10 protein-coding genes are annotated in these 14,284 nt (G+C 43.0%); 6 read left to right on the top strand and 4 right to left on the bottom strand.

The window, feature by feature from the left end; translation table 11 throughout:
* From KWJ01_RS15160 to KWJ01_RS15135, 6 genes are all read left to right on the top strand, one after another.
* On the top strand, nt 1-235 hold a 235-nt coding region (locus KWJ01_RS15160; protein WP_224997475.1), incomplete at its 5' end, for a sugar transferase.
* Nucleotides 236-237: 2 nt separating this feature from the next.
* Entirely contained in the window at nt 238-1,422 is a 1,185-nt protein-coding gene (locus KWJ01_RS15155; protein WP_224994976.1) for a glycosyltransferase family 2 protein, read from the top strand.
* Between the two features lie 4 nt (nt 1,423-1,426).
* Nucleotides 1,427-2,356, top strand: a complete 930-nt coding sequence (locus KWJ01_RS15150; RefSeq protein ID WP_224994975.1) for a glycosyltransferase family 2 protein — start codon at nt 1,427-1,429, stop codon at nt 2,354-2,356.
* A 766-nt stretch (nt 2,357-3,122) separates the two neighbouring features.
* Entirely contained in the window at nt 3,123-5,990 is a 2,868-nt protein-coding gene (locus KWJ01_RS15145) for a PA14 domain-containing protein (protein ID WP_224997474.1), read from the top strand.
* 269 nt (nt 5,991-6,259) lie between these two features.
* Nucleotides 6,260-7,360, top strand: coding sequence for an acyltransferase (locus tag KWJ01_RS15140; protein WP_224997473.1), 1,101 nt, complete (start codon nt 6,260-6,262; stop codon nt 7,358-7,360).
* A gap of 22 nt (nt 7,361-7,382) precedes the next feature.
* Nucleotides 7,383-9,047 carry a hypothetical protein gene (locus KWJ01_RS15135; protein WP_224997472.1) on the top strand — a complete coding sequence of 555 codons (1,665 nt, stop codon included), beginning with the start codon at nt 7,383-7,385 and terminating at the stop codon, nt 9,045-9,047.
* A 164-nt stretch (nt 9,048-9,211) separates the two neighbouring features.
* Here KWJ01_RS15135 and KWJ01_RS15130 read toward each other — a convergent pair whose 3' ends face one another.
* The 4 genes from KWJ01_RS15130 to KWJ01_RS15115 all read right to left on the bottom strand — a co-directional run bounded on the left by KWJ01_RS15130 (nt 9,212) and on the right by KWJ01_RS15115 (nt 13,720).
* A complete protein-coding gene (locus KWJ01_RS15130; RefSeq protein ID WP_224997471.1) occupies nt 9,212-9,655 on the bottom strand; it encodes a GtrA family protein in 444 nt (147 codons plus the stop codon).
* A gap of 14 nt (nt 9,656-9,669) precedes the next feature.
* On the bottom strand, nt 9,670-10,635 hold the full coding sequence (locus KWJ01_RS15125; protein ID WP_224997470.1) for a glycosyltransferase: 966 nt from the start codon (nt 10,633-10,635) through the stop codon (nt 9,670-9,672).
* Between the two features lie 210 nt (nt 10,636-10,845).
* Nucleotides 10,846-12,456, bottom strand: a complete 1,611-nt coding sequence (locus tag KWJ01_RS15120) for a glycosyltransferase family 39 protein (RefSeq protein WP_224997469.1) — start codon at nt 12,454-12,456, stop codon at nt 10,846-10,848.
* 97 nt (nt 12,457-12,553) lie between these two features.
* Nucleotides 12,554-13,720: a glycosyltransferase family 1 protein gene (locus KWJ01_RS15115; protein ID WP_224997467.1), complete on the bottom strand. Its 1,167-nt coding sequence runs from the start codon at nt 13,718-13,720 to the stop codon at nt 12,554-12,556.
* Between the last annotated feature and the right edge of the window lie 564 nt (nt 13,721-14,284).

Here is a 14,284-nt window from a genome sequence, read left to right as displayed (position 1 = left end):
CCCGCTGCCACTGTACGAAGCAGAAAAAATTACGCGTGACCTGTGGTCTAAACGCTTTCTTGCTCCGGCAGGTATCACTGGTCTCTGGCAGGTAACTAAAAGAGGTAAAAAAGAAATGTCGGCTGAAGAACGCATTGCACTTGATATGCAGTATGCCGATGAATGCTCCCTTTGGTTTGACATTAAAATCATGGCGCAAACTGTGCCAGCGCTGCTACAAAAAGAATCGGTTTAAAAATGATAGTTTTAAAAATACTGGAATACTCCCTCTTAGCCTACCTCCTGATCTTTGGTCTGTACATTTTTATCCCGGCACTGGCAGGCCGCCTGCGCCGTTTCCCCAGCCTATATTCTAGCGAAGACCGTTTCAGGATCTGTGTGCTGATACCGGCCTATAAAGAAGATGGTGTTATTTACCATACTGCCCTTGAGGCCCTAAACCAGACCTACACCAAAAACCGTTACGAAGTAGTAGTGGTGGCAGACTCTCTGCAACCCGATACCCTGGAAAGGCTGCGTACCCTTCCCATACGTGTAATAGAGGTTTCTTTTGATAAGAGCACCAAAGCTAAAGCACTTAACACAGCCTTTTCTCAAATATGCGATCCATTTGATATTGCAGTGATCCTGGATGCTGATAACGTAATGGAAAAGGACTTTTTAAGAAAAATTGCTGCCGAGTTTGAGCAGGGCCATGTAGCTGTACAGGGCTGCCGTACCGCTAAAAACCTCAACACCTCTTTTGCAGTACTCGATGCAGCCAGTGAGCGGGTTAACAATCACCTTTTCCGCCGTGGTTTTAACGCCATCGGACTTTCGGCACCTATCATTGGCTCAGGCATGGCCTTCGATTACCAGCTGGTAAGAGAGGCACTGGCCTCTAACAAAGCCATTGGCGGTTTCGATAAAATTTTACAACTGGATATTTTACGCAGGCGTAAGTTCATCAAATACCAGCCTCATGCTTTTGTGTATGATGAAAAAGTAGATAATGCCGATAAGTTTCAGAACCAGCGCCGCAGATGGGTAAGCAGCCAGTTTAAGTATCTGCGTGAATCTTTTGCTGTTGGCTTCAAACAACTGTTCAGTGGAAACCTCGACTATTTTAACCAGTCGGTTATGGGTAACCTTATGCTGCCCCGCATTCTGCTCCTGGGCCTGGCAGGGATAAGCTTTGCTGCCGTAGCTATATTTCCACAATTCTCAACAGCTGGATTTGCTATATGGACGGCATGCTTTATGCTCTATGTGTTTGCAATGTTGCTCGGATTAGGAAATTTTCTGGTAGACAGTCGCTTTTTAAGAGCCCTGGCAACTGTGCCAAAGGTTTTCTTTATCATGTTCCTGATCCTGTTTAAACTCAAGAACGCAGACAGCCGCTTTATTCACACACCACACAATCATACCCAAATACAGCATTAACCTGATGAAACCCTTAGTATCCATTGTAATCCTAAGCTATAATCAGTTAAAGGTAAGTTGTGAATTCCTGGACTCCTGCAGGCTGCTCACCTATGATAATTATGAAATTATTATGGTGGATAATGCGTCTGCAGAAGACCCTACCCACTTCATAAGAGAAAACTACCCGCACGTTCACTTTATCAGAAGCGAACGCAACCTGGGTTTTGCAGGCGGCAACAACATAGGTATTGCAGCAGCTAAGGGTGATTATGTCTTTATAGTAAATAATGATACGGAAGTAACCCCTGACCTGCTCGACAAACTGCTTGAGCCATTCAGCACCGATCCGGCCATTGGTGTAGTAAGTCCCAAGATCAAGTTCTTCTCTAACCCTGAGCTTATACAATACGCAGGCTACTCAGCCATGAATCCTTTTACCGGCCAGGCCGTTGCGCTGGGCAACAAGCAGCAGGACCTGGGGCAGTTTAACACATCAGGCTACACCAATTTTGCGCATGGCGCTGCCATGATGGTAAAAAAAGAAGTAATTGAAAAGGTTGGCCCGATGCCAGACATCTTTTTCCTCTACTACGAAGAGCTGGATTGGGCTGAACAGATCAAAAGAGCAGGATATCAAGTCTACTATCAGGCCGAGGCCGAGATATTTCATAAGGAATCTGTTTCAGTTGGCAAGGAAAGTCCGCTGAAGGCTTATTACCACACGCGCAACAGAATACTGTTTATGCGCCGCAATACCACTTCATTTCAGTTTAGCATGTTCTTTCTGTTTCTGGTGGCCTGTGTGATTCCAAAGGGTGTATCCAAGTACATCCTGAAAAGACAGCCTGAACATCTCAGGAACTTTATAAAGGGTATCTGGTGGAACGTTGGCTATAAGCCTGCACCAGCCCAAAAGATTGCTACTGCTGGGATGAGTACTGCTTTGAAATAAAAGAGTTCCTTGAAGGAATACTGCACTCTAAGCCTAACCTAAAGTGACGGGTAATTCAGGCAAACCATTAGCACCCGCTTATCCCTATCTGCCTGTTAATATCGAACTTATTCTTCCTGTTCCTGGCAACTACTCTGCCTGCTTCTGCAGATTTGTACTTATTAGTGAATGCTACAGGATCAATAACGTGCACTAAACCTGGTGGAGGTAATATACTCTAAGAACACTTCTGTCGTTCATAGCTGAACACTGTCAAATCTGCGCAAACAGAAACTCTTCAAGAAGAGCCTCTTAGAATTGCGCCAGGTACAGTAGTATCATTAACCGGAGTAGCACACCACCCACCCCCTGGTCGGGGGCTGATTTTTGCCTTCTACGAAACTTCAGTAGAAAAAGTTTCACTATTTCGTAAGAAAACGCATTTATCTCTTAAAAGCGTTTCATAATTCCACACCTCATTTATGTTATAACAGCAATTTCAAACGATTGCGCCATTCTGATCAATAATAGTGAAAATTAACAAAAGGCATTACATACACATTGTGGAACAAATCCACATGTAAGAACTTGCATTAAATATTAACTTTTTCAGTTCCCACGTCGCCATATATTTATATAATTATTAGATAAGTACAATTCATTATTATGCTGGAAATGCCGTTTTTGGGTATTAGCGCTATTTTTTTCTACTTTTAAAGTACATACAGTCAGATAATCAACCATGTACTTTTCACATACACCTTTACACCCAAAACCTACCAGCAAAATGAAGAAACTGGCGCAATTCACAACCAAACTTATCTGCATACTGGCAGCATTAGGATGGAGCATGAGTGCGTATGGTCAGGGCGACAACAAAGCGCGTCCATTAGGCTCTACAAGCTCCCCCTATGGCTATTATGAATATTTGCCTGTGGATTACAACTCAAATTCTAACAACTATCCTGTACTTATATATTTACATGGTCTTGGTGAAAAAGGAAATGGCACTACTCAGCTGGGAGATGCAATCAAACATGGCCCGCAAAGAGAAGTTACCAATGGCAGAGACTTTCCCTTTATCATAGTATCGCCACAGACTGATGTATGGTGGAGTGTAGATAAACTGAACTCCTACATTGAATGGCTAAAAAAGAAATATCGTGTTAACGCAGATAAAATATATCTGACCGGCAACAGCATGGGGGGTATCAGCACCTTCGATTATGTAAATAAGTATCCAAACCAGCTGGCAGCAATTGTACCCATTTGTGGTGAGAACAAACGGCTTTCAAATTCCTGTAATATCACTGGGGTAAAGCTCTGGGCTTTCCATGGCGATGCAGATCCAACCATCAATGTTAGAAAGTCAATTGATGCTGTGAATGCTTATAATGCCTGCAATCCAAACCCACTGGGCAAATTAACGATATATCCTGGAGTAAACCACAACTCCTGGACCCGTACCTACGATGGCAGCGCTGGCCATGACATCTACAAATGGATGCTACAGTACAGCCGTGGAAGCAGCAGAACATCTAACCAGGCACCCACAGTAAGTGCAGGATCGGACAAGACAATCACGCTGCCAACCAACAGCATTACCCTTAGCGGCACCGCTTCCGATGCTGACGGCAGCATTGCATCCACCACCTGGACTAAAGTAAGCGGACCTTCTGCCAGCATGAGCGGCGCTTCCACCCTTTCGCTTAAGCTTAGCAGCCTTTTGGAAGGTACCTACACCTTCCGCCTTACGGCCAAAGATAATGCCGGTGCTACCAAAACTGATGATGTGGTGCTAACTGTAAAGCCTCAGCCCGTTACTTCAGATCCTGTTTCATCTGCCAACGGGTTGAACTACAAATACTACACCACCACCAGCGGAAGCCCCTGGAAAGTTATGCCTAACTTCTCTAACCTTAAGCCTGTCAAGACTGGAACCCTTAGCAACTTCAGCATTTCACCTAAAACCCAGAGCAACTACCTGGCATTTCTGTACGAAGGTCAGATACAGATAGATGCAGCAGGTACTTATACCTTCTACACCTACTCCGATGACGGCAGCCAGCTCTTCATCAACGGGAACCTGGTAGCCAATAACGATGGTACACACGCTGCACAGGAAAGATCAGGTTCTGTTTATCTTGCTGCCGGTAAGCACAATATCAAAGTAGCTTATTTCGAGTATGTGAATGGCGAAACCCTGGCTGTGAAATACTCTGGCCCCGGCATCAGCAAACAGTCAATACCAGACAGTAAGTTATTCAAAGGGAGCAGCACCACTAATGCTGCACCTACAGTAAGTGCAGGATCGGACAAGTCAGTCACGCTGCCAACCAACAGCATTACCCTTAGCGGCACCGCTTCTGATGCTGACGGCAGCATTGCCTCCACCACCTGGACTAAAGTAAGCGGACCTTCTGCCAGCATGAGCGGCGCTTCCACCCTTTCGCTTAAGCTTAGCAGCCTTTTGGAAGGTACCTATACCTTCCGCCTTACGGCCAAAGACAATGCCGGTGCCACCAAGACTGATGATGTGGTGCTAACTGTAAAGTCGCAGACCAGCTCTACCACTACCAATGGGCTCAGCTACAAATACTACACCACCACCAGCGGAAGCCCCTGGAAGGTACTGCCTAACTTCTCCAGTCTTACACCTGCCAAAACAGGTACCATCAGCAACTTTAGCCTGTCGCCTAAAACCCAGAGCAACTACTTTGCATTCCTCTACGAAGGGCAGATACAGATAGATGCAGCTGGTACTTATACCTTCTACACCTACTCCGATGATGGCAGCCAGCTCTTCATCAACGGAAACCTGGTAGCCAATAACGATGGTGCCCATGCTGCACAGGAAAGATCCGGCTCTGTTTACCTTGCTGCCGGTAAGCACAACATTAAAGTGACTTATTTCGAACATATCAGCAGCGAAGTATTAACAGTAAAATATGCAGGTCCTGGTATCAGCAAGCAAACAATCCCTAACACAAAACTGTATAGCGGCAACAGCTCTTCCAGTGGTTCATCCTCTAACACTGGCGAGGAAGATTCTTACACGGGCACTGCTCCAAGCAGTTTGTCTGCAACGGTAAATCCATATTTTACAGGCGCAGGCCTTAGCTGGAAAGACAACAGCAACAATGAAAAAGGATACGAGATTTTCATGAGCGTTGGCAATAACAGCAGTTATAAGCAGGTAGGCAGCACTGGTTCAAATAAAACCTCTTATGGTGTTGGTATCAGCAAAGGCAATGTCTACTACTTTAAAATCAGAGCCAAGATTGGCACCGGCCACTCTGCCTTCTCTAATGAGGTAAGGTTAAGCACTGTATCAGGCAGCTCATCTGCTATAGCAGGAGCCGACTCAGTGGGTACGGAAGAGTTCAGCAGCCTGTCTGAAATCACTGAGGTTACTGCTTATCCTAACCCTGCCAGCGATCACATTAACATCAGCATTGGCAGCGAATTTAACGGAAATGTTAGCCTGCAGCTTATCAATATGGCAGGACAGCTACAGTTCAGCGAAAGCGTTCATACAGCAGAAGCTGCTACTGTGAGACTGGATCTGGACCAATACCAACTTCAGACAGGTATATACATCCTGAAGGTTAGCGATGGTTACAACCAGAAATCACTGAAGATCCTGAAAAAATAACTGCAGATTCTGCATATTGTAAATACACAAAGCCCTGGCAAGTTTAAAACAGCCAGGGCTTTTTCATTGTTGTAAAAATTATATATACCGTTAGTTTTGAAGGTTAACCACCAATTTCAATTAACAGGTATGTACAGCTTTTGTAAAACAAAACGCTCTAAAAACCGTAGAAAAAAGTAACAACTATCCCTCTTGTATCAAATTTTCAATAAAATATTTCATATTTTCGCTTAGTAGAATGTGTTTTTGATCTTATTTTTTAAATCAGAATGCAGAAAATTTTTACTCTCTCAGCCCAAAATAACAACCGTCTTGCCTGGATGGATTATGCCAAAGGCATTGCCATTATTATGGTGGTGATCAGGCATGTTACCAAAGGCATGGATCTTTCAGGTATCATCATAAATCCCACTGTACTGGATGTTGTTCATAATGTAGGACTTACCTTCCGAATGCCCCTCTTCTTTCTGTTAAGTGGCATATTCTTCAGACTAAGTATTGCTAAGCGCTCACAGACAGGTTATGTACTCCATAAAAGCAAAACCATTCTGTATCCGTACCTAATCTGGGCATTTGTGATCACTACGTTACAGTTAGTGATGAGTGGCTACGTAAATGCAACAGTAGATGGCTGGAGTTATCTCTACATCTTAATTGCACCAGCCAGCCATTGGTGGTTTCTGGTAGCGCTATTTAATGTATCGGTTTTATACTTAATTATGTATAAGATCTGCAGTGGGCAAAGATTTGTGATGTTCCTGATAGGATTAGCCTTTTATTATCTTTCTCCTTATCTGGCAGAGATTTCTGTGGTATTCCATATTTTCAGGCTATTTATCTTTTTTGTTGCTGGCGACATTGTATCCGAGTGGATACTGAACAAAGAAAATCGGCCTAAACTCGCCTCCCCTAAATTACTGTTCCTGTTTTTAATAATTGCATTTGTTGGCGAATGGGTGCTTTTCCAGGAAGAATGGCGTGAGCAAACAACCCTGTTACTGGTTTTTGCATTTACCGGTAGCTGTGCCATTATATGGGCCTCATACCGACTAGCTACGACAAATTCGGGATATTTGTCTGTAATACGCACCATAGGCCAGCATTCCCTGTACGTTTACCTGCTCCACAGTATGGTTGGTGCTGCAGTGAGAATACTGTTTGTATATGGCTTTGGCATCAGCTCTTATTGGGTAATACTTCCCATAAGTCTTTTGCTTGCCCTTATTGCACCTATCTACCTGTACAGGTTCTGCACCAACTTTGGGTTTTGGTTCCTGTTCTCACCAGATGCACCGGTTAAACAACCTGCAACAGCAAATACTGCAACAGCAGGTGTACAGCAACCCTCACTGAAACCAGTAAACGGCTAATAACTACCCTCTTATATAACTCATGATAAAAACACTTCAGGCCAGCCAGCTTGATAATAAGGTAAAGAGTTTCCAGTTAAATCATATTCAAATAGGCCTTCTGGAGGCAGCCGTAATACTTGCCTTTGCTTTTTTACCTATATTTCTCTCCTACCCTTATCGCATCAACATATTTCTTAGCTGGGAAGGTGCCTACCGTTTATACATGGGCCATATCCCCTATAAAGATTTTGGTCTGCCTATGGGCTACGCCTACTGGCTGATCCCTGCCCTTTTCTTTAAGCTGTTTGGTCCCTACCTTTTTACACTTGTTAAAGCTCAGGTATTCCTGAATTGTGTTGCAGGCCTGGCATTCAGGTCTGTGTTACAAGCTTTTAATATAGAAAGCGGAAAGCGCCTGGTGCTCATTGTATTTTTCTGCCTTACCTATCTGTTCTTTAATTTCTGGCCCTGGTACAATCAGAGTGTGTTTATTTTTGAGCTGATTGGCATAGCTTTTTTGATGCATGGTTTTAACAGCCAGAAATCTTTAAAACGCTGGGTATACCTGAGTCTTGCCGGCTTCTTTGTGGTGGTCTCTTTTTTAACAAAGCAGGATGGCGGAGGCCTGGCTTTTGTGCTTTGCACTGTTCTGGCTGCTTACATGAGCATAGCACAACGGAAGTTAAGTTACCTGCTGGTCTTTATAGCGTCTGTGTTACTCTCTGCAGCTGCTCTTATACTGCCTTTCGTACCTCATGACTTCCTGTATTGGTTTAATTACGGGCAGGAGCCTCATTACTCACGCATGAGCATCCGTGATATACTCAATGAGTTTTTCTCAGGCTCACAATGGATAAAGTTTTATGCTGTAGTTATCAGCCTTCTGTACATAAATAAGCTGACACACTGGCGGGATATATTTAAAAACAAAAGCGAGACACTATTTTACCTGCTTTGCATGGGCATACTGGTTCAGGCAAGCATCATCCAGGTTACCAGCTATATTCCGGCAGATAATAATATTTACTTCCATAGCTTTGCCCTTGCCTATGCACTACATGCGGTGCAGTTTAAGGTAAGCTTTAACCGTGTTGTTCCCCTGGCAGCCAGTATTGTAATGATTTTCTTCTGGTGGTCGGGCACCTATTATAAATATGTACAGAAAGTGGTAAATCGCTACCTGCCGGAAACAACTGCCGGTGCTGCCAAAGCCAATATAGTATCTAAGAATACTTACACCTACCAGGAAAAAAAGAGTGTCTGGACTGGTGTAAATGTTGCCAGCTGGATTGAACTACCCGGCAGTAAGGCCTTTGCCAGGGTATACATGCCAAAAGAAACTGTAGCAGGTATTCAAAAGCTGAAAGCAATGCCGGAATTCAACTCAGGCGCCGCCCCAAAAGTATTGAATATGACAGAGCTCACGCCGCTGTCGCATGAGCTTGGGTTTGAACTGGAGAAGGGAACTCCGCTCTGGTATCACCTTAACGTATCCTTTTTTGACAGAGAGCTGAAATTCTACAAGGAAAGAATCAGCAAGGATTACTATGATGTTGTGCTGTTTGAATATATCCCTGACCTCAATAACTTCTACCCTTTTGAGCTGCGAGACCATTTAAAGCAGGAGTACCAGTTGATTGATACTTTCCCTGCGCCCCGCCAGCAGAACAACACCTTTATAGAGGTTTATGTAAAGAATAAGTAAACGGCATCTTACTTGAGAGGCTATTTCATGTATAAAAGAACAGCCCCGGCATATGTCGGGGCTGTTCTTCTATACGGCTGTTTGACTATTGATTGTTAAAGAATATGAGCCAGAGCGGTTTTGCAAAGTGAGTGTAGCGTACTCCCTCCAGTGAAAGGTCTTCATTAACGGCTCAATTTGGTAGCGTACACAATTTTTTTGGTAAAGATAAAATTGAATACCATGGAAACTGCCGTTGCAGCAATCAAGCAAACCACTTCAGGAAAGTGCCCCGACGAAAAAAGGTTTGAGAAAATGAGAATGTTAAGTCCCATACCAACAGAATAGGTGAGGAACATTTTGCCATAGCTGCTGGCAATGTACCGGCTTTTGCCGCCCAGTGTATTTCTCAATACATATTCCTGCATAAAATTTTGCCTGAATACCCATAACGAATTCAGAATAAAGGCAGAAGTAATGCCAAAGGCAGCTCCCACTCCTTTTGCTATATTATAGCCCTCTGCATCGAAGATGTAATAGGCCACGAAAAAATAGGCACAATAGTCGGCAAGGGTATTTACGATCCCTGCAAGACCAAACTTTATGATAGCCGAATCCAGTAATTTCATAAATACAATATAGCTTACACCTCTTCCAGCATATTATCACTGTTTTGCTTCTTATTTCTGCCGGCACTCATGTTGATGAATATTTCATGATTGGCCGATTTATTCTTGGAAAGAATATTAAGCAGCAGAATACCTATCACAAAGAAGCCCAGACATATGATAGCCGTGGTGAATAAGCTGGCAGAAAGGGTACTGGCCCAACCCAGGATTGCTTCATCTGTAAAGATTTTTTTATAGAGAACGTAGCCAATCATACCGATGAACACGATGGCTATAAACAGGAAGAGCTTCAGGAATATCATCAGAAAATCTTCTGCATATTCGATGAAGGACTTAAATGCATGATGCACCAGGCTGGTCAGGTTCATCTTAGACTTGCCATCGATGCGTTTGCGACGATTGTAAATGATCTTCTTAGCCTCTACCCTGTGCTTTGAAAGGTAAGCGGCAAAATGCACAAAGGAGGTACCAGTGGCACTTTGCAGAATATCCTTATCAATCATGCAATAATTACCAAAGTTCATTATCCTGCCGGTAATCAGGTTAAAGATGATCTTATAAATATGGTAAGAGAACCTGAAGGTGAAGTTTTCTTTTCTTCTGCCCCGGATAACGTTCACAATTTTATAATCATCTACATACACCAGCTCCCTGATGGCCTGGGGATCATCCTCCCCATCTGAATCCATCACGATAAACTTGTTACAATCTAATTCGCGTGCAAACAACAAACCCTGGTATATGGCTCCCTGGTGTCCTGAATTATACCTAAGCTTTAAAATTTGCATGGTAACATTTTGAGCAGCCGGCTCAAATTCCTGCAACAGCTTAAGCGTATTGTCTGTCGAAGCATCATCTACCACCACAATGGTAAACTGGAAAGGAAGATCTTTAACCACCTCTACCACCTCATGGAGAAATGCAATTACCGTAACATTTTCGTTAAAACAGGGAGTAATGATTGTAACGTTATTTCTCATTAGTCAGGAAGATTTAATATGGAACAGGCAAGGGCTAACAGTTATCAATGCACTAATTCCAATCAGTTAAAGTCACTATAATACAACGAATACCATGGAGCAGGTTCAGCCATGGTTAACATAATTTTCAATACCTGAACAAGCCACTTAGCAGATAAGCCATTCCCGGGCAGCAGACTTATTAGTCTCTGCTGCGCGGGCTTGTACTATCTATTCTTTATGCTGATAGATAGAATAATTATCGACAGTCTTGATAAGCCTGAAATGATCTCTCTTGATGCGCTCAAAACTATCTGTGATGATGAAATGATAGACAGGATCTGAATCGATAATATATTTTATCTTACCATTCTTCAAACTTTCATTGAACTGGTCGAAGCCAAAGACTTTCAGGGGAGTCATGGAGAAGTGAACGATCTCCAGTTGTGGTACCACTGCGTTTGCAAATAGGGCATTGTTAATTCCCCTGCGTTCGGCTACAGACAGATTGGCAAATACCATTTCACCTGGTGCCAGTGCCATATCATCCTTTAGAAAATTAGCAACATTCCAGGTTTTTTGTCTTTCTGCCTCCAGATGGGCTCTGCCTTTAAATTCATCCACCCTGATCATGTTAAGCTGATAGAGTGTATTGATAGCAAGCAAAGCTGCGAGAAACACCCAAACACCTGCTTTTTTAAATTGTCCGTAACTAAACAAAGCAGAGGTGCTATCAAAAAATTCGTTTTTACGGCCAAAGTAATAGAAGATCAGCACCCAGGCCAGGTACTGAAAAAGGCCGTAGTACTGCGCAGTAGCTCCCATTTTAAGACCGGTAACAGTGGCAAAGCCAAAGAAACCAGCAAGACAAAAAGCAAGGAAACGTTCTTCAAGGCTGCCTTTAAAAATCATTTTGGTTTTAATGATGATAAAGGAGACGATCAGAAAGGGAATGAAAATCTTAAGCACAAATGGCTTGGCACCAATTACCCAAACCAGAAAGCCCCGCAATGTAATACCATTTGCTACGCCACCAACCACATTCAGGAAAAAAGCCTCCTCGTACTGCAGGTAGTAATACAGGTAAAAGCCTCCAAAAACAATCAGGCTTATGAGTGATCCTGCAATAAAGCCTCTCCAGTTGAAGGTAAACAGCAGGAATCCCATAAAAATAATAGGCAGCTGAATACCGCTCTGCTTAGCAAAAATTGATGCAATGGCAAGAAAAAGGGCCACAGCCAGATAGCCTACAGATTTAGTATTGTGCTGAAGATTGCGCAGGTACTTGAAAAAATAGTAGACAGCCCAGATAACGAAGAGATTCTGAAGTGAATCAGGGCGAACAGAAAAGTCATGGCGGAAGATGAACACAAAGGCACATAAGCCTGCAATAACAGACAGCTTCTGCTCCATCCTGAATATATTACTGCAGATGAGATATATAGCATAGGCCGTCAGCAGGTTGAGCAGGATGTTCCACATTCTTCCTACTACATATACTGCATGAACATCTGTAGCGGGATTGATATTCAGGAGCTTTGCCGTTACAGCACACAGATCATAATAAAGGGGTGTGTACTGTGTAATGGTAAAAGGCAGGTACATGGGGTCGTTATACAGTTGCTGACCTGCAATAGCCGTTTGTATGCTGTAAACAACATTAGTCTCCACTCCTACCAGGTCTACATTCAGACTATAGGCAGTAATAAAGCGCATTACAAGCATTGCAGCAAAGCAAAGGAGCGAAATAAGCAGCACAAGGTTTAGTACATTTCTTCTGCTTAGATAGGTTTCTGCAAAATTACCTGTCTCTGGATGCCTGCTAATTACCGGAATCATCATTATAAAAAATTTTGGATTTCATTTCAGCAAGAAGAACAAAAATAGTATTAATAAATCTGAAAAGATTCATAAACAAGAATAACTTAAAAAAAGCAGGCTAGAGAGCGGCAACTAAAGCTTTATTTCTCTTAGGCATGCTATCATAGAACTCGAGCAGAGCGCCTGCAGAAGCTTCCCAGGTAAATTTAGAAGCTCTTTCCACACCCTGCTTTACCATATCCTGTCTTAATGCTTCATCTCCCAGAATTTTATCGATACCGGCAGCAATCTCCTCGTATTTAAAGGGATCGACCAGCAGAGCTGCACCTCCCGCCACCTCCGGCATGGAGGAGGTGTTAGATGTAATAACCGGTGTGGCACAGGCCATGGCTTCGAGGATTGGCAGACCAAAGCTTTCTCTCAGAGATGGGTAGAGGAACAGCGTTGCAGCATTATACATCAGCGGCATCTGATCCGGCGAGATATAGCCCGGAAATATAAACCTGGATAGGAGCTGTTTATGCCCCAATTTGTCCAGCATATCCGAAACCAGCGCTGGGGTACAATCCAGGATCACCATCGGGATGGCATCTTTATTGGCCAGGCTGTATTCTGCAAAGGCCTGAATTACTCTGAAAGTATTTTTCTTAGGTGCCGTATTACCCAGGAATAGAATGAACTTATCGGGGAGATTATTCTTTTCCCTGAAAGATTTTAAACCTGCTGCAGAGTAATCTGTATTAAACTTACTGCTGATGGCATTGTAAACTACCTTAACCTTGTCTTCGGGTAGTTTAAGACTTTCCAGTATGGTTTCCCTCTCAAAATTGGAGACAGTGAAAATCATTTCACTCTTCTGTACTACCTTGGGCACAACAAACCGGCGATAGAGATTTCCAAAGTTCTGATAGGCCGTTCCTTTAAAATCTACCTTCTCCAGGTAGATCACATCGTGTACAGTTAGCAGCAGGGGCACTGGCTGCAGTATAGAAGAAGTATTACAGGTTGAGTGTAAAAAATCAAGCTTGGCCTCTTTCACTGCTTTAGGCAGTTGTATCTGCTCCCAGTCGGCATAGGTATAGGCAGGTAATTTCTTTATTTTAAAGTTCTCTGTTTCAGACAGGCAGCCGGTATCTACATCATCCTTTGCAAAAATTACATATTCATTTTGCTTATCCATCTGCTGCAGCTGGCGCACAAGCTCCAGTGCTACTATTTCCATACCATGCTTCTTCGGACGGAAGATCCGCTGAATTTCGATTCCTATTCGTAGGGGTCTTTTCATAATTAAATAAGGCTATGACTATTGTGGTTCAGGTGCAATGCCTTTTATGGAGAGCAATTTAAAGGAAAGTGACAAAAGGCAAAAAAATCTGAAGAGCCCTGTAACGTCATGACCAGAGGTTGTGGCTAGTACTATATCTAAATGTTATGCGTCGGATACCATATACGCTAAACGTGAGGTTTTGGATACATGAAAATGCATACTAAAGTAAAGAAATAAGGCTGCTGCAGGCCTGCAGCTGAATTCAAACGTTATATGTACCCTGTAACCAGGCATAAAAAAATATTGCAATGGAAATATGCCCTTCTCAGCCGGTCCAAAACCATCAACTAAAATTCCAGCCATCCGCAATTTAATAATACCCCCGCTGCTTCAATTGAAAGCATTAAATAGTTTCAGGAAAAGGTAATCTCCGCCTATCGCATTTACGTAATACAGCTAAGTCTTAATGCTTTTGAAACAGGCTTTGGACACAATAGGAATCTTAACATTTTTTCATATATTTATTACATAGAAGAAACTAAACAGTGCTAGATCCCACTCCAGTTCTGTTTATGGCTTTTT

Source organism: Cesiribacter sp. SM1, from assembly GCF_020178975.1.
GTDB lineage: Bacteria > Bacteroidota > Bacteroidia > Cytophagales > Cyclobacteriaceae > Cesiribacter.
The sequence above is the reverse complement of the archived record's forward strand: the minus strand, read 5'-3'. Positions and strand labels throughout refer to the sequence as shown.

Coding starts and splice junctions, on each gene's coding strand:
- KWJ01_RS15155 (WP_224994976.1), top strand. CDS start 238: ATGATAGTTTTAAAAATACTGGAATACTCCCTCTTAGCCTACCTCCTG.
- KWJ01_RS15140 (WP_224997473.1), top strand. CDS start 6,260: ATGCAGAAAATTTTTACTCTCTCAGCCCAAAATAACAACCGTCTTGCC.
- KWJ01_RS15125 (WP_224997470.1), bottom strand. CDS start 10,635: ATGAGAAATAACGTTACAATCATTACTCCCTGTTTTAACGAAAATGTT.
- KWJ01_RS15145 (WP_224997474.1), top strand. CDS start 3,123: ATGAAGAAACTGGCGCAATTCACAACCAAACTTATCTGCATACTGGCA.
- KWJ01_RS15115 (WP_224997467.1), bottom strand. CDS start 13,720: ATGAAAAGACCCCTACGAATAGGAATCGAAATTCAGCGGATCTTCCGT.
- KWJ01_RS15135 (WP_224997472.1), top strand. CDS start 7,383: ATGATAAAAACACTTCAGGCCAGCCAGCTTGATAATAAGGTAAAGAGT.
- KWJ01_RS15150 (WP_224994975.1), top strand. CDS start 1,427: ATGAAACCCTTAGTATCCATTGTAATCCTAAGCTATAATCAGTTAAAG.
- KWJ01_RS15120 (WP_224997469.1), bottom strand. CDS start 12,456: ATGATGATTCCGGTAATTAGCAGGCATCCAGAGACAGGTAATTTTGCA.
- KWJ01_RS15130 (WP_224997471.1), bottom strand. CDS start 9,655: ATGAAATTACTGGATTCGGCTATCATAAAGTTTGGTCTTGCAGGGATC.